This is a genomic window from Pseudomonas sp. P9_35 (genome assembly GCF_034008205.1).
GTDB lineage: Bacteria > Pseudomonadota > Gammaproteobacteria > Pseudomonadales > Pseudomonadaceae > Aquipseudomonas > Aquipseudomonas kilonensis.
The window spans coordinates 6181019-6197872 of the sequence record NZ_CP125373.1 but is presented as its reverse complement, the minus strand read 5'-3'; the positions used below and the strand labels follow the sequence as shown (position 1 = coordinate 6197872).

At 64.1% G+C, this 16854-nt stretch carries 12 protein-coding genes; all 12 read left to right on the top strand.

Annotated elements, in window-relative coordinates:
• Nucleotides 1-137 precede the first annotated feature (137 nt).
• Nucleotides 138-2198, top strand: coding sequence for a methyl-accepting chemotaxis protein (locus QMK47_RS27590; protein ID WP_258689614.1), 2061 nt, complete (start codon nt 138-140; stop codon nt 2196-2198).
• Between the two features lie 190 nt (nt 2199-2388).
• The gene (locus QMK47_RS27585) at nt 2389-8316 is read left to right on the top strand and encodes an Hpt domain-containing protein (protein WP_320389576.1); all 5928 of its coding nucleotides are present in this window, start codon (nt 2389-2391) and stop codon (nt 8314-8316) included.
• Nucleotides 8309-8791: a chemotaxis protein CheW gene (locus tag QMK47_RS27580; protein ID WP_253470161.1), complete on the top strand. Its 483-nt coding sequence runs from the start codon at nt 8309-8311 to the stop codon at nt 8789-8791. The genes QMK47_RS27585 and QMK47_RS27580 overlap by 8 nt, the downstream gene beginning before the upstream one ends.
• A 771-nt stretch (nt 8792-9562) precedes the next feature.
• Nucleotides 9563-10192 (top strand): nucleotidyltransferase domain-containing protein, encoded by a 630-nt coding sequence (locus QMK47_RS27575; protein WP_258689610.1) that lies wholly within the window; start codon nt 9563-9565, stop codon nt 10190-10192.
• The gene (locus QMK47_RS27570; protein WP_253470157.1) at nt 10155-10580 is read left to right on the top strand and encodes a hypothetical protein; all 426 of its coding nucleotides are present in this window, start codon (nt 10155-10157) and stop codon (nt 10578-10580) included. The genes QMK47_RS27575 and QMK47_RS27570 overlap by 38 nt, the downstream gene beginning before the upstream one ends.
• Before the next feature lie 223 nt (nt 10581-10803).
• Nucleotides 10804-12474 (top strand): malonate decarboxylase subunit alpha, encoded by a 1671-nt coding sequence (gene mdcA, locus QMK47_RS27565; RefSeq protein ID WP_258689609.1) that lies wholly within the window; start codon nt 10804-10806, stop codon nt 12472-12474.
• Nucleotides 12475-13350 carry a triphosphoribosyl-dephospho-CoA synthase gene (locus QMK47_RS27560; protein ID WP_258689607.1) on the top strand — a complete coding sequence of 292 codons (876 nt, stop codon included), beginning with the start codon at nt 12475-12477 and terminating at the stop codon, nt 13348-13350.
• Nucleotides 13350-13649: a malonate decarboxylase subunit delta gene (locus QMK47_RS27555; protein ID WP_253470154.1), complete on the top strand. Its 300-nt coding sequence runs from the start codon at nt 13350-13352 to the stop codon at nt 13647-13649. Before QMK47_RS27560 ends, QMK47_RS27555 begins: the two co-directional genes overlap by 1 nt.
• A complete protein-coding gene (locus QMK47_RS27550) occupies nt 13642-14493 on the top strand; it encodes a biotin-independent malonate decarboxylase subunit beta (RefSeq protein ID WP_253470153.1) in 852 nt (283 codons plus the stop codon). The genes QMK47_RS27555 and QMK47_RS27550 overlap by 8 nt, the downstream gene beginning before the upstream one ends.
• Nucleotides 14490-15293 (top strand): biotin-independent malonate decarboxylase subunit gamma, encoded by an 804-nt coding sequence (gene mdcE, locus QMK47_RS27545; RefSeq protein WP_253470152.1) that lies wholly within the window; start codon nt 14490-14492, stop codon nt 15291-15293. The genes QMK47_RS27550 and mdcE overlap by 4 nt, the downstream gene beginning before the upstream one ends.
• Nucleotides 15290-15910, top strand: coding sequence for a malonate decarboxylase holo-ACP synthase (locus QMK47_RS27540; RefSeq protein WP_320389575.1), 621 nt, complete (start codon nt 15290-15292; stop codon nt 15908-15910). The genes mdcE and QMK47_RS27540 overlap by 4 nt, the downstream gene beginning before the upstream one ends.
• Nucleotides 15907-16827, top strand: a complete 921-nt coding sequence (mdcH, locus tag QMK47_RS27535) for a malonate decarboxylase subunit epsilon (RefSeq protein WP_320389574.1) — start codon at nt 15907-15909, stop codon at nt 16825-16827. Before QMK47_RS27540 ends, mdcH begins: the two co-directional genes overlap by 4 nt.
• The last annotated feature ends 27 nt before the right edge of the window (nt 16828-16854 follow it).

Sequence of the window (16854 nt, the reverse complement as noted above, 5' to 3'; positions counted from 1 at the left end):
CGCCTCGGTTGACGAAAAAACTGTGTCGTTCTCATCGCGGGCAAGCCTTGCTCCCACAGAGCCACACTGATTGAGCAGACTGCACAACACTACAGTTAATAGCAGTAAGTTGGATTGGGCAGTACAGGCGAGAACCGATGATCAAAGCAAAAACAGGCAAGCCACTGGAAGCATCGCGCAGTCGTTCGCAGATCATCGTGCTGTTCGTCGCGCTGATCGTCTTCATCATGCTGCTGTTCGCCAACTTCGCTTACCTCAACACCCAATCCACCTATGACAAACAGTACATCGGCCATGCCGGTGAGCTGCGGGTGCTGTCCCAGCGCATCGCCAAGAACGCCACCGAGGCCGCCGCCGGCAAGCCCGCGGCGTTCAAGCTGCTGAGCGATGCGCGCAATGACTTCGCCCAGCGCTGGGGCTCCCTGAAACAGGGCGACCCGGTGACCGGCCTGCCCCCTGCGCCGGCCACCCTGCGTCCGCAGATGCGCGCGGTGCAGCTGGATTGGGAGCGCCTGCTCAAGAACACCGATGCCATCCTCTCCAGCGAACAGACCGTGCTGTCGTTGCACCAGGTGGCGGCGACCCTGGCCGAAACCGTGCCGCAGTTGCAGGTCGAGTACGAAAAAGTCGTCGAGATCCTGCTGCAACGCGGTGCGCCGGCCGCCCAGGTGGCCATGGCCCAGCGTCAGTCGCTGCTGGCCGAACGAATCCTCGGCGCGGTGAATACCGTGCTGGCGGGGGACGAAAACGCCAGCCAGGCCGCCGACACCTTCGGTCGCGACGCCGCGCGTTTTGGCCAGGTGCTCAATGGCATGTTGCAAGGTGACCCGGCCCTGAAGATATCCCAGGTCCAGGACCGCGATGCCCGGGCACGCCTGAGCGAAATCAGCGAGCTCTTCGAGTTCGTCTCCGGCTCGGTGGACGAAATCCTCGAGACCTCCCCGGAGCTGTTCAAGGTCCGCGAATCGGCCGGCAACATCTTCAACCTGTCGCAGACCCTGCTCGACGAGGCTTCGCACCTGGCCACGGCCTTCGAAAACCTCGCCGGCGGGCGTTCCATCAATACCATCGGCGGCTATGTGCTGGGTTTGCTGGCGCTGATGTCGATCATCCTGATTGGCCTGGTGATGGTCCGCGAAACCAACCGCCAGTTGCACGAAACCGCACAAAAGAACGAGCGCAACCAGAACGCGATCATGCGGTTGCTGGATGAGATCGAAGACCTGGCCGATGGCGACCTGACCGTCACGGCCTCGGTCACCGAGGACTTCACCGGCACCATCGCCGACTCCATCAACTACTCGGTGGACCAGCTGCGCGATCTGGTGGCGACCATCAACCTCACCGCCGGCCAGGTCGCCGCTGCGGTGCAGGAAACCCAGGCCACGGCGATGCACCTGGCCCAGGCCTCCGAACACCAGGCCCAGCAAATTTCCGAAGCTTCGACTTCAATTAATGAAATGGCCCAGTCCATCGACCAGGTGTCGGCCAATGCCGCGGAGTCGTCGGCGGTGGCCGAGCGGTCGGTGGAGATTGCCAACAAGGGCAACGAGGTGGTGCACAACACCATTCATGGCATGGACAACATTCGCGAGCAGATCCAGGACACCGCCAAGCGCATCAAGCGCCTGGGTGAGTCATCCCAGGAAATCGGCGACATTGTCAGCCTGATCGACGATATCGCCGACCAGACCAACATCCTGGCCCTCAACGCCGCCATCCAGGCGTCCATGGCCGGTGATGCCGGGCGCGGGTTCGCGGTGGTGGCCGATGAAGTGCAGCGCCTGGCCGAGCGCTCTTCGGCGGCGACCCGGCAAATCGAGACCCTGGTGCGGGCGATCCAGGCCGACACCAACGAGGCGGTGATTTCCATGGAGCAGACCACTACCGAAGTGGTGCGCGGTGCGCGACTGGCCCAGGACGCCGGTGTCGCCCTGGAAGAAATCGAAGGCGTGTCCAAGACCCTGGCGGCGCTGATCCAGAGCATTTCCAACGCGGCGCAGCAACAGACCACCTCGGCGGGGCAGATTTCCTTGACCATGAACGTGATCCAGCAGATCACTTCGCAGACCTCGTCCGGTTCCACCGCCACTGCCGAGAGCATCGGCAACCTGGCGAAAATGGCCAGCCAGCTGCGTCGTTCGGTGTCGGGGTTCACGTTGCCGGCGGCACCTGTGGTGGATGAGGACAAGTCGTGACTGGCCGGATCTGCATATTGAGAAGGGTCATGTGGCGAGGAAGCTTTTGTGGCGAGGGAGCTTGCTCCCGCTGGGCTGCGCAGCGGCCCCCACAGACTTTGTGAGCGCTGCGCGCTCAAGCGGGAGCAAGCTCCCTCGCCACAGGGTTTTATTTTTGCCCTCGGCATACGACTGTTGATTTGGAGTGGTTATGGGTGATCGGCACGACTATGTGGCCCTGGAATGGGTCAAGGGCGAGATTGCCGAAACGCTGAAGCAGGCTCATCTGGCCCTCAACCGCCTGGTAGACGATCCGCAGGCGTCGGACGCCCTCGGGCAATGCCTGGCCTGCATCCACCAGGTCCACGGCGGCCTGCAGATGGTCGAGTTCTACGGTGCGGCGCTGCTGGCCGAGGAGATGGAGCAGCTGTGCGCCGCCCTGCAGGACAACCGCGTCACTCATCGCGACGAAGCCATCAGCCTGTTGAGCCAGGCCCTGGGGCAGTTGCCGATCTACCTGGACCGCGTACAAGGTGCCCGTCGCGACCTGCCGCTGGTGGTGCTGCCGTTGATCAATGACCTGCGCAGTGCCCGGGGCGAGAGCCTGTTGTCGGAAACCAGCCTGTTCAGCCCCGAGTTGCCCGATATTGCGCCGCTCAGCGACGAGGCCTTGCAGCGCCTCGAGCCCGCTGACCTGCCAAACACCTTGCGCAAATTGCGCCAGACCCTGCAAATGGCCCTGGTGGGCCTGCTGCGCGAACAGGATGACGCGACCCACCTCGGTTACCTGGCCAAGGTCTTCCATCGCCTGGAAACCTTGTGTACTGGGGCGCCGCTCAATGCGTTATGGCAGGTGGCCTCGGCGCTGGTCGAAGGCATGCGTGACGGGCGCATTACCAACAGCCCGGCGCTGCGCAGCCTGTTCAAGGAAGCCGACAAGGAACTCAAGCGCCTGCTGGACCAAGGCATGCCAGGCATCAATCAGCCGGCACCGCCCCACCTGCTCAAGAGTTTGTTGTTCTATATTGCCAAGGCCGAACATCCCAGCGGGCAGATGCAGATCATGAAAGAACGCTACTCACTGGACGACGCGCTGCCCGACAGCGCCATGGTCGACGAAGAACGCGCGCGCCTGGCCGGGCCCGACCGCGATGCCATGCGCTCAGTGCTTGCCGCGCTGTGCGAGGAGTTGGTACGGGTCAAGGAGCGCCTGGACCTGTTCGTGCGCAGCGATCGCCAGCACGCCTCGGAACTGGACAGCCTGTTGGCGCCGCTGCGGCAGATCGCCGACACCCTGGCGGTGCTCGGTTTCGGCCAGCCGCGCAAGGTCATCATCGATCAACTGGCGGTGGTCCTGAGCCTCGCCCAGGGCCAGCGCGAGCCGGATGACGCGACCCTCATGGACGTCGCCGGGGCCTTGCTCTACGTCGAGGCGACCCTGGCCGGCATGGTCGGCACCGTCGAGCCCGAGAGCCGCGAAGACACCCACCTGCCCACCACCGACCTGACCCAGATCCACCAGATCGTCATCAAGGAAGCCCACACCTGCCTGCAACAGGCCAAGGACATGATCGTCGACTACATCGACGCGGACTGGAACAGCGAGCAACTGCAGCCCTTGCCGGCGCTGCTGACCCAGGTGCGCGGCGCGCTGGCGATGATTCCCCTGAGCCGTGCCGCCAGCCTGGTGGAGGCCTGCAACGGTTTCATCCGCGACCACCTGTTGCTGGACCAGGCCCAGCCGGGTTGGGAAGAACTCGACCACCTGGCCGACGTGATCACCGGCCTCGAATATTACCTGGAGCGCTTGAGCGAGGACCCGCAAACCCCTGGCGAGCCCTTGCTCGATGTGGTCGAGCGGAGCCTGGCTGCGCTCGGTTATTTCCCTGACGAAGCACGGGTGCCGGTGCTCGACGATGTCTTGAGCCCCAACGAAGCCCAGGTCATGCAGGACTTGCAGGAACTGGACGACCCGCAGACGGTGCAATCCTTGGCCGAGGTGCTGGCCAGCCCGATCTCGGCGGTCAATCCGCCGGCCAGGAGCACCCCGGGCAGCCTGTTGCCGCCACCGTTGGATGAAAGTCCGGTGGACGACGAGTTGCGCGAAGTCTTCCTCGAGGAAACCGGCGAGGTGCTGGACGTCCTGCGTGAATACCTGCCGCGCTGGAGTGCTCATCCCGCCGACCACGGCGCCCTGAGCGAACTGCGCCGGGCCTTCCACACCCTCAAGGGCAGTGGCCGGATGGTCCGGGCGCTGGTGCTGGGTGAACTGGCCTGGGCCGTGGAAAACCTGCTCAACCGGGTCCTGGAGCGCAGTGTCGAGCCGCAGGCCTCGGTCCGCCAGTTGATCGAAGACACGGTGCAGTTGTTGCCGGCCCTGGTGGCCGAATTCGCGGCCAATCACCAGCGCCAGCGCGACGACGTCGACCGCTTGGCCGCCCGTGCCCATGTCCTGGCCAAGGGCGGCGATGAGGAGGATGAAGACGAGCAGGACGTGGCCGCTCTCGATCCGCTGCTGTTGAAGATCTTCGATAACGAAGCCCAGGGCCACCTCGCCAGCCTCAATCGCTTTCTCGATCAGTCGGCCGACCACCTGCCCTTGCAGGCCAGTGATGAATTGCAGCGGGCCTTGCATACGCTCAAGGGCAGCGCTTCGATGGCCGGCGTGCTGCCGATCGCCGAGCTGGCCGGGGCGATGGATGAGCTGGCCCGGGAATACCGGGCACACCTGATTGCCCTCGACCTGGATGAGGTCGAATTGCTGCTGGAAGCCGAAGGGCTGCTGCGCCGAGGCTTGCGCCAGTTGCACAGCGAGCCGCTGGCGGCGATCCCCGGGGCCGAGGATCTGATCCTGCGCGCCCAGGCCCTGCTGGCCGAGCGCCTGCATGCCGCCAACAGTGCGCCGGACAAAGCGCTGCGGACCAAGCGCGACCCACAACTGATCAATAACTTCCTCGCCCAGGGCATGGACATCCTGCTGGACGCCGAAAGCCTCTTGCAGCGCTGGCAGCAGCACCCCGGCGAAGGCCAGGAACTGAGTGCGCTGCTCGATGAGCTGACCACCCTCGGCGAAGGCGCGCACCTGGCCGACTTGCACCCGGTGGATGAACTCTGCGAAGCCTTGCTCGACCTCTACGGTGCGGTAGAAGAAAGCAGCCTGGCGGTCAGCGATGAATTTTTCCAGGAGGCCCAGCGCGCCCATGAAGCGCTGATCGACATGCTCGATGAGCTGGCGGCCGGGCAGCATGTGCATCCGCAGCCCGAGCGGGTACAAGCCTTGCGCCGCCTGCTCCAGGAGAGCCTCGATCCGTCGGCCACCGGTCTGATCCGCAGCGACGGCAGCCGCACCCTGAGCATCCGCGAACTGGGCCACGCGACGGCGCAAATGGAGCGTGACGCGCCCGTCGATACCTCGATGGATGATGACCTCGCGGCGATTTTCCTCGAAGAAGCCCAAGACATCCTCGAAAGCGCCGCCCAGGCCTTGCAACGCTGGTTGGCCGATCCGGATAACGGCGCACCGCTGTCTTCGCTGCAACGTGACTTGCACACCCTCAAGGGCGGTGCGCGAATGGCCGACATCCGGCCGGTGAGCGATCTGGCCCAGGAGTTGGAAAACCTTTACGAAGGACTGGTGGACCGGCGCTACAGCTACAGCGAGGAACTGGCGCAACTGCTCGCCAGCAGCCATGAACGCCTCGACCTGTTGCTCGGGCAGTTGCAGCAGGGCCAGCCGTTGGGCGATCCCGTTGCGCTGATCGACGCCATTCGACGGTTCCGCCAGGACAAGCCGAACGCCATCGAGACGAGCGCAGCGGCCCAGGCCGACGGCGCCGGCCATGATCCCGAGTTGCTGGAAATCTTCCTTGAGGAAGGCTTCGACATCCTCGACAGCTCGGGCGCGGCGCTGCTGCGCTGGCAGGAAGAACCGTCGAATCGCCAGGCCGTGGAAACCTTGCTACGGGATTTGCACACCCTCAAGGGCGGTGCGCGCATGGTGGAAATCGTGCCCATCGGCGACCTGGCCCACGAGTTGGAAAACCTCTATGAAGGCCTGTCGGCCGGTCTGCTTCAGCCGACCCCGGCGCTGTTCGCCTTGTTGCAAAGCAGCCATGACCGACTGGCGCAGATGCTCGACGCCGTGCGCGCCGGTCACCCGTGCCCGCTGGCCGACCGACTGATCGCACAGATCCAGGCGGTGAATCATCCCCAGGAGAACGCTGCGCCGCAGGCTGAATCGGCGCCGGAACCGGTGCCCGTCGTGGCACCGCCAACGGCGCCCGCAAGACTCGATCCCAGTGCACCGGGCGACGGTGCGGACATGGTCAAGGTCTCCGCCGAACTGCTCGACGACCTGGTGAACCTGGCGGGCGAAACGTCGATCTTCCGTGGGCGTATCGAACAGCAGGTCAACGACGCACGTGTGGCCCTGGGCGAAATGGAAACCACCATCGAGCGCATGCGCGATCAGTTGCGGCGCCTGGATACCGAAACCCAGGGGCGGATTCTCAGCCGGCAACAGGTCGAGGCCGAGCGCCTGGGCTATGAAGAGTTCGACCCGCTGGAGATGGACCGCCATTCCCAGTTGCAGCAGCTGTCCCGGGCACTGTTCGAGTCCGCCTCGGACTTGCTCGAGCTCAAGGAAACCCTTGATCGCAGCAATCACGATGCCGAGGTCCTGCTGCAGCAGCAGGGGCGTATCAACACCGAGCTCCAGGAAGGCCTGATGCGTACGCGCATGGTGCCGTTCGAGCGCATGCTGCCCCGGCTCAAGCGCATCGTCCGGCAAGTGGCGCAGGAGCTGGGCAAGGACGTGGAATTCCTGGTCGGCAATGCCGACGGCGAGATGGACCGTAACGTGCTGGAGCGCATGGCTGCACCGCTTGAACATATGCTGCGCAACGCCGTCGACCACGGCCTGGAGCCGGCCGACGTGCGCATTGCCGCCGGCAAGCCGGCACGAGGACGTATCAGCCTCGACCTGTCCCGGGAAGGCGGCGACATCATTTTCGACATCCGCGACGACGGCGCCGGCGTGCCGCTGGAGGCGGTGCGGAACAAGGCGATCAAGCGTGGCTTGCTGGCACCGGACAGCGACATCAGCGACCGCGACGTGCTGCAGTTCATCTTGCAACCAGGCTTTTCCACGGCCGAGAAAATCACCCAGATCTCCGGGCGCGGCGTCGGCATGGACGTGGTCCACGAAGAGGTGCGGCAATTGGGCGGCAGCATGGTCATCGATTCCACGCCGGGGCAGGGCGTGCATTTCCGCATTCGCCTGCCGTTTACCGTGGCGGTGAACCGGGCGTTGATGGTGCACTGTCACGAAGACCAGTATGCGATCCCGCTGAACACTATCGAGAGCATTGTCCGGGTGTTGCCCGCCGAACTGGACGGCCATTACCAGCTCGATCCGCCAACCTATACCTACGCCGGGCAGCGTTACGAGTTGTGCTACCTCGGTGAGCTATTGAAAACCGGCGCCCGGCCGAAACTGCTGGGCCAGAGCCAACCCTTGCCGGTGCTGCTGGTGCAGTGCAACGAGCGGCATGTCGCGGTGCAGGTGGACGCTACCGTCGGGACCCGGGAGATCGTGGTCAAGAGCCTCGGTCCGCAGTTCTCGGCGGTACAGGGCCTGTCCGGGGCGACGATCCTGGGGGACGGCCGGGTGGTGTTGATTCTCGACCTGCTCGCGCCGATCCGCGCCTTGCCCCACCAGGTCCCGCGTCGCCAGGTGCCGGTAGAAGGCGAGGGCGAACCGCAACGGCCGTTGCTGGTGCTGGTGGTGGACGACTCGGTGACCGTGCGCAAGGTCACCAGTCGCCTGCTGGAGCGCCACGGCATGCACGTCCTGACTGCCAAGGATGGCGTGGATGCCATGGCGCTGCTGGCCGAGCACGCCCCGGACCTGATGCTGCTGGACATCGAGATGCCGCGCATGGACGGCTTCGAAGTGGCCAGCCAAGTGCGCAACGACCCGCGCCTGGCGCACTTGCCAATCATCATGATCACCTCCCGCACCGGCCAGAAACACCGCGACCGCGCCATGGCCATCGGCGTCAACGACTACCTGGGCAAGCCGTACCAGGAATCGGTGCTGCTCGATAGCATCGCGTACTGGAGCAAAACCCATGCATGACCTGCATCTTCACTCGCGCACCAGCCCGCTCACCGGCCTGTTGTTGCCATTGGCTGACCGGCACCTGGTGTTGCCCAACGTGGCCGTGGCCGAACTGATCGACTACCAGAGCAGCGTATTCGATATGGACACCCCGCCGTGGTTCCTGGGCTGGGTGAGCTGGCGCGAACGGCAAATCCCGTTGTTGAGCTTCGAGTCGGCCTGCGGCCAGAAGACCGTGATTGGCGAGCGAGCGCGCATCGTCGTGCTCAACGCCCTGGGCGGACGGTCGGAGCTGCGTTTCATTGCCCTGCTGGTGCAAGGCATCCCGCGCTCCTACAAGCTCGACAGCCAATTGAGCTACGTCGACGTGCCGCTGTGCGGGTTGGAACAGGCTGCAGTGCAGGTCGGGGACCACGTGGCGAAAGTGCCGGACCTGTTGGCGCTGGAGGAGTTGGTGATGGCTGCGGGCCTGATTCAACCCTACAACACCTGAGATATACGAAATTCCGATGTGGGAGCGAGCCGACCTGTTTCTCCCGGTTGTACTTGATCAAACTGTGGGAGCGAGCTTGCTCGCGATGGCTGCCTGACAGCTGGCCAGGATTTTGTTGATCGGGTACATATCCATTGCTGCGGTAACGGCTGCTTAGGGTTCCGCTCTTACAGCGGCTCACTTTTGAAGAGCGCAAAAGTAAGCAAAACGCTCTTGCCCCACCACTCGGTGCCTCGCTTAGGCTCGGCATGCCCTCACTCCGGCATTGCTCCGTGGGCCCGCCGCGAAGGGCCATCCATGGCCCAGCGCGGCTACCTCGGCATCCATGCCGAGGTGCCCACTGCGCAATGCCTGCGTTCGGCCATCGTGGTTAACGGGGCGCCGAGATCAACGTCCACCGCGAGGCGGCCTAGTAGCCGACCTGGTTCTCCCGGTCGTACATCCATCAGGTCTGTTTGAGCAGGACCTGTGGGAGCAAAGCTTGCTCGCGAGGCGGCCTGACAGTCGACCTGGCTCTTGCGGCTGTACCCCAACCAGACTTGTATGCGCAGGACCTGTGGGAGCGAGCCTGTTCGCGATAGCGGTTGGTCAGGCGACATCAATATTGAGTATGCCGCTGCTATCACAAGTAATACCTTCTCTGTCGCGCTCGATAGATAGGTCCCATAAAGGGTCTGTTAAGTCCCTTTATGGGACCGGATTAAGCGACAAGACTTGCTAAGTCCCAATAAGGGACCTATCGTTCCCTTTTTGGGACTTTGTGTTGCTTATATGAACCACCTTTCTCTCAGCGACGCGCTGTTCACGGCCACTCAGCAACGGGTCTTGGGCTTGTTGTTTGGTAAGCCGGACCAAAGCTTCTATGCCAATGAAATTGCCCGCTGGGCCCAAATAGGTAAAGGCAGCCTCATGCGAGAGTTGGAACGCCTGCAACGCTCAGGCGTGCTCACCATGACTCGTCTGGGCAATCAGACCCATTATCAAGCCAACCCACACTGCCCGATTTACGCTGAGCTGCTAGGCATCGTGCGCAAAACCATCGGCATCGCCGAACCGTTGCGCCAGGCATTGGAGCCTTTTTCAGAACAACTGCGCTGGGCGTTCGTCTATGGCTCTATCGCCAAGGGCCAGGCAAACGCATCCAGTGACATAGATCTCATGCTGATCGGCGAAGGCCTGCACTACAGTGAAGTGATGGAGCGGCTTCTACCTCTGGAAGAGCAACTGGGCCGCCCGCTAAACCCAACGCTCTACACCCCCCAGGACTGGGCCACGAAACTTGCCGCTGGCAACAGTTTCGTGGTGCGTGTAGCGCAACAGGACAAGATCAATTTGCTGGGTGCAGACCCTTTGGAAACCAAGGATGGGCAAGCAAGAAAACCTGGAGAATCTGTTACGTAGCGGCGGCCTGAAAGCTGAACCATCGGATCGTCAGGAATGCGAGGGCCTGATGCGTTCGGCAACGGATCGCTTAAAGGATGCACAAACAACTTCCCTTTCTTTCGCCAGCCGGTTCGACCTGGCATACAACGCTGCCCATGCCTTGGCGCTCACGGCGCTACGCTTGAGTGGTTATCGGTCGGACAAGCGCTATCTGGTCTTCCAGTGCCTGATTCACACGACGGAAATCAGCAATGTGCAGGTCCGGTTATTCGCGTTGTGTCATGAGCGGCGCAACCTTGCCGAGTACGAGGGGTACATGGATGAAGATGATGCACTTCTTACCCAACTGATTGAGAGCGCTGCGCAACTGCTCGAACGGGTCCGGCAATTGATGGCCAAGACTTGATATCCGTGGCGAGGGAGCTTGCTCCCGCTGGGCCGCGAAGCGGCCCCAAAAGCGACGACTGCTGCGCAGCCGAGCGGGAGCAAGCTCCCTCGCCACAAAAGCATTGTCCGCTGCGGCGTTCAACCATTACTCCAACCGTAACGATCCGCCGTCGAGCTTGATTGATGCCCCCGCCATAACACTCCTAATGTGACCCCCACGACAGCGAACCCGTGGAGTGGTCATGACAACAACAATATCCCCCGACTCGCGCTGGACGCGGCGGCGCAGCGAAAAGCAGCGGCGTCTCGGGCTGGTGAAGGGGCTTGCCGACGGTGTGGTGCTGCCCACCGACAAGATCGTTGCTGCGCTGGAGGCGTTGATCCTGCCCGGTGACCGTGTGGTGCTAGAGGGCAATAACCAGAAGCAGGCGGACTTCCTTTCCCGCTCCCTGGCGAAAGTCGACCCTTCGAAGTTGCACGATTTGCACATGATCATGCCCAGCGTCGGGCGGTCCGAGCACCTGGACCTGTTTGAACGCGGCATCGCCCGCAAGCTCGATTTCTCCTTCGCCGGTACCCAGAGCCTGCGCATCAGTCAGTTGCTCGAAGACGGCCTGCTGGAAATCGGCGCGATCCACACCTACATCGAACTCTATGCCCGGCTGGTGGTGGACCTGATCCCCAATGTGGTGCTCTCGGCCGGTTTCATGGCCGACCGCGCCGGCAATATCTACACCGGCCCCAGCACCGAAGATACACCGGCGCTGATCGAGCCGGCGGCCTTCAGTGATGGCATCGTTATCGTCCAGGTCAATCAGCTGGTAGACGACGTCAGCGACCTGCCGCGCGTCGACATCCCGGCGTCCTGGGTCGATTTCGTGGTGGTGGCCGACAAGCCGTTCTACATCGAGCCGCTGTTCACTCGCGACCCGCGCCACATCAAGCCTGTGCATGTGCTGATGGCGATGATGGCGATCCGCGGGATCTACGAAAAACACAACGTCCAATCCCTCAATCACGGCATCGGCTTCAACACCGCTGCGATTGAATTGATCCTGCCGACCTACGGCGAATCCCTCGGCCTGAAGGGCAAGATCTGCCGCAACTGGACGCTCAATCCGCACCCCACCTTGATCCCGGCCATCGAAAGCGGCTGGGTCGAGAGCGTGCATTGCTTTGGCACCGAGCTGGGCATGGAAAACTACATCGCCGCCCGGCCGGACGTGTTCTTCACCGGCCACGACGGCTCGCTGCGCTCCAACCGCATGGTCTGCCAGCTGGCCGGGCAGTACGCAGTGGACCTGTTCATTGGCGCCACCCTGCAAGTGGACGGCGATGGCCATTCCTCCACCGTGACCCGTGGCCGCTTGGCCGGCTTCGGTGGGGCGCCGAACATGGGTCACGACCCGCGCGGTCGCCGTCACGGCACGCCAGCCTGGCTCGACATGCGCCATGGCGATGGCGAGGCGCCGTTGCTCGAACGCGGCAAGAAGCTGGTGGTGCAGATGGTCGAGACGTTCCAGGAGGGCGGTAAACCGACCTTCGTCGACACCCTCGACGCGGTGGACGTGGCGAAGAAAGCCGGCATGCCCCTGGCGCCGATCATGATCTACGGCGACGACGTCACCCACCTGCTGACCGAAGAGGGCATCGCCTACCTGTACAAGGCCCGCACCTTGGAAGAGCGTCAGGCGATGATCGCGGCCGTGGCCGGCGTCACTGCCATTGGCCTGCGCCATGACCCGAAAGACACCGCGCGCATGCGCCGCGAAGGGCTGATCGCCTTGCCCGAAGACCTCGGCATCCGTCGCACCGACGCCACCCGCGAGTTGCTCGCGGCCAAGAGCGTGGCCGATCTGGTGGAGTGGTCCGGTGGCCTCTACAACCCGCCCGCCAAGTTCAGGAGCTGGTAAATGCACGCCTTTAACCTGCAACCGAAAAAACTGTCCTTGGCCGAGCGCCTGGCGGATATGGCGGTGGACGCGCTGATCGACGAAGCCGACCTGTCGCCTAAACCGGCCTTGGTGGACCGTCGTGGCAATGGCGCCCACACCGATCTGCACCTGGGCCTGATGCATGCTTCGGCACTGTCGCTGTGGCCGGCGTTCAAGGAAATGGCCGAAGCCGCCCTCGACTGTGGCGAGATCGGCTTGCCGCTACGCGAAGCCCTCGGGCGCATCGGCCGTGAGGGGGAAGCCTCGATGCTCGCCACCACTGGTGGGGTGAATACCCATCGCGGGGCGATCTGGGCCTTGGGCCTGTTGGTCGCTGCGGCAGCGCTGGAACCTGAATCCAGCGTCGCTGGTGCCGTGACTTTACGTGCTGCCCGCCTGGCCTTGCTCAACGACCGCTATGCGCCCCAACCTTTGAGCCACGGCGCCCAGGTAGCCGAACGCTACGGCGTGCGCGGCGCCCGGGAAGAAGCGCAACTGGCGTTCCCAGCGGTGACTGGCCTGGGTCTGCCGCAGCTCAAGCGCAGTCGCGCGGCGGGCGCGGGGGAGCAGAACGCCCGGCTTGATGCCTTGCTGGCGATCATGACCACCCTGGCCGACACCTGCGTGCTCTACCGCGCCGGCGAGCCGGGTTTGCAGGCCATGCAACAGGGCGCCAAGGCGGTGCTCGATGCCGGTGGCAGTGCGAGCCTGGGTGGTCGTCGCCACTTGCACGCGCTGGACCAACAACTGATTGCCTTGAACGCCTCGCCCGGCGGCGCTGCCGACCTGCTCGCCGCCTGCCTGTTCCTCGATCGTATCGAACGCGGCGATGGCCTCTTCCCTGGAGTGTGCTGATGGAAACCTTATCCTTTGAATTCCCCGCCGGGCAGCCGCCACGCGGCCGGGCGCTGGTGGGCTGTGTCGGCTCGGGCGACCTTGAAGTGCTGATCGAACCCGGCCTGGCGGGCAAGTTGACCATTCAGGTGCAGACCTCGGTCAACGGCAGTGAACAACGCTGGCAGCACCTGTTCGCCCGCATGTTCGACGGCCAGACACCGCCGGCCTTGTCTATCGACATCCACGATTTCGGCGCCACCCCCGGCGTGGTGCGTTTGCGCCTGGAGCAAGGCTTCGAGGAGATCAGGCATGACTGACAGTGCAGCGTTGCTCAACAAGCACAGCTTCGTCGAACTCGGCGCCCGGCAGCGGGCCAGGGCCTTGCTCGATGACGGCACTTTCCGCGAACTGCTCGACCCGTTCCAGCGGATCATGTCGCCGTGGCTGTTGCGCCAGGGCGTGGTGCCGCAAAGCGATGACGGCGTGGTGATCGCCAAGGGTACGCTCGATGGCCTGCCCGTGGTGATCGCCGCCATCGAAGGCGCGTTCCAGGGCGGCAGCCTCGGCGAAGTCGGCGGGGCGAAGATTGCCGGTGCGCTGGAACTGGCCGCCGAGGACAACCGCAAGGGCATTCCGACCCGCGCCGTGCTGCTGCTGGAAACCGGCGGCGTGCGTTTGCAGGAGGCCAACCTCGGGCTCGCGGCGATCGCCGAGATTCATTCGGCGATTGTCGACCTGCGCCAATACCAACCGGTGGTCGGCGTGGTGGCCGGCAGCGTCGGCTGTTTTGGTGGCATGTCCATCGCCGCCGGGCTGTGCAGTTATCTGCTGGTGACCCAGGAAGCGCGTCTGGGCCTGAACGGCCCACAAGTGATCGAACAGGAGGCCGGGATCGACGAATACGACTCCCGCGACCGGCCGTTCATTTGGAGCCTGACCGGCGGCGAACAACGTTTCGCCAGTGGGCTGGTGGACCGTTACGTCGCCGATGATGTGGCGCAGATCCGCCAACAGGTTGGCCAGTTGTTGCACCTGGGCGTTCCCGCGCAACACCGCAGCGGCCAGGCCGAGCTGTTCCTGCAACGCCTGGCCCGTTTGGACACTGAAGTGCAAATCGAGCCGGCCACGGTTCGTCAGCTGTATCAGGGAGAACGCCCATGAGTTCGTATTCATTGAGAGGTTTGCGCTGGTTCGAAGCCTTGGGTGGCGACGCCAGACCGCTGGAAGGCCTGCCGGCTTCGTTGAAAGCCGCTGACGTCCGGCTGGGCGAGCAAACCGTGCGCCTGCTGGCGGTGGTGGCGGATCCCGACAGTCGCTTTCCCCGTGCTCGCCAGGGCGAAGTCGGTTTGCTGGAGGGCTGGGGTTTGGCCAAGGCGGTGGATGACGCCATCGACGCCGACCGCGATGCAGTCAACAAGCGTCCGCTGATCGCCATTGTCGATGTACCGAGCCAGGCCTACGGCCGGCGCGAAGAAGCCCTGGGCATTCATCAGGCCTTGGCCGGTGCGGCGGACAGCTATGCCCGTGCGCGACTGGCCGGGCATCCGGTGATCGGCTTGCTGGTGGGCAAGGCCATGTCCGGGGCGTTCCTGGCCCACGGTTATCAGGCCAACCGCCTGATCGCCCTGCGCGACCCGGGCGTGATGGTCCACGCCATGGGCAAGGCCTCGGCGGCGCGGGTCACCCTGCGCAGCGTCGAGGAGCTTGAGGCGTTGGCTGCCAGCGTGCCGCCGATGGCCTATGACATCGACAGCTTTGCCAGCCTGGGTCTGCTGTGGGAAACCTTGTCGGTGGAGCAGATCGAGCAACCGACGGCGGCAGATCTTGCCCGGGTGACGGATTGCGTGCAGCAGGCGATCAACGATGTAGCCGCTGCGCCTCGCGACTTGAGCAGTCGCCTCGGTGCGACCCATCGCGCGGCTTCCAGCACCGTGCGCCAGCTGCTGAGAGCGCAGTGGTGAATACGTATCTGGCCCATGACCTGCTCTGGGGGATGACCCCGGAGCAGGTGCCTGCGGGAGCGCCGGCATGGGTGGTCGAATCGATTGCCGCCGGTCAACCGGTGGTGGTTCGGCGCTCGCTGACAGTGCCGGGCCAAATCGCGGTCGGCGTGCGCGGGCGCTTGCGCGAGCAGCGTTATGCAACGTCGATGGCGGTCGCGGCGATTGCCCGTCGTGTGAGGCCGGAAGACCTTGGTCACGTTGCGTCGACTCGCGACTTGCCAGCCCTGCGAGCGCTGTCCCGCCTGCGTCCGCTGCTCGATGCCAGTGGCTGGGCCTGGGGCGTCAGCGGCAGCGCCGGCTTCGAGCTCGCCACGGGTATCGAGGCGTTGCATGAACGCAGCGACCTGGATTTGATTCTGCGGCTGCCGCATTTTCTCGATCGTCTCCACGCCAGGGATTTGCTGGCGCAACTGGATGCCTCGGTTTGCGCCGTGGATATGCAATTGCAAACGCCCTGCGGTGCCGTCGCCTTGCGCGAGTGGGCGGGTTCGTCGCGGCGGGTCTTGCTCAAGGATGACGTGCAGGCACGGCTGGTGAGCGATCCTTGGCAGCCTTCATTGGAGCAAGTCGCGTGAGCAGCCTCTTCGTCTTTCCCGGCCAGGGTGCGCAGCGCGCGGGCATGCTCCACGGCCTGGCGCCGCACGTACTCGACGAGGCGGGTGATGTGCTCGGTGAGGACGTGTTGCAACTGGACAGCGCCGAGGCCTTGCAATCGACCCGCGCCGTGCAGCTGTGTTTGTTGATCGCCGGCGTGGCGGCGTCCCGTCAACTGCTGGAGCAGGCACCTGCCCCGGACTACGTGGCGGGGCTGTCCATCGGTGCTTATCCAGCGGCGGTGGTGGCCGGGGCGCTGGGGTTCGAGGATGCTTTGCGGCTGGTCAGCCTGCGGGGCGAATTGATGCAGCGGGCGTATCCGCAAGGCTACGGCATGACCGCGATCATCGGCCTGGACCTCGCGGCAGTGGAGGCATTGCTGGCGCAGGTGCACAGCGACCGCACTCCGGTCTACCTGGCCAACATCAACGTGGATAACCAGGTGGTCATCGCCGGCAGTGACGAGGCCATGAGCAACGTTGCCAGGCAGGCGCGAAGCCTGGGCGCCGCAAAGGCCTGTCGGCTGGCGGTGAGCGTGCCGTCCCATTGCCCGTTGCTGGAAGCACCGGCCCGGGCATTGGCCCAGGCATTTGCCGACGTGTCGTTGAAAGCACCGGCCTTGGGTTATCTCAGCGGTAGCCGCGCGCGACCGCTGATCAACACCGAGGCCTTGCGCGACGACCTGGCGCTCAACATGTGCCGCGTGGTGGATTGGCGCGGCACGGTGCAAAGCGCCTACGAGCGCGGCGTGCGACTACAGATCGAACTGCCGCCCGGCGCGGTGCTGACCGCCCTGGCGCGTCGGGTATTCGAGCAGGGTACTGTCATGGCTTTCGACGGCGCCCGGCTCGACACCTTGCAGGCGCTGTTGCGTGAGGAGGGAAACCGCCAACCCTAAACCACCGACTCAAGCTGGCGAAGCACA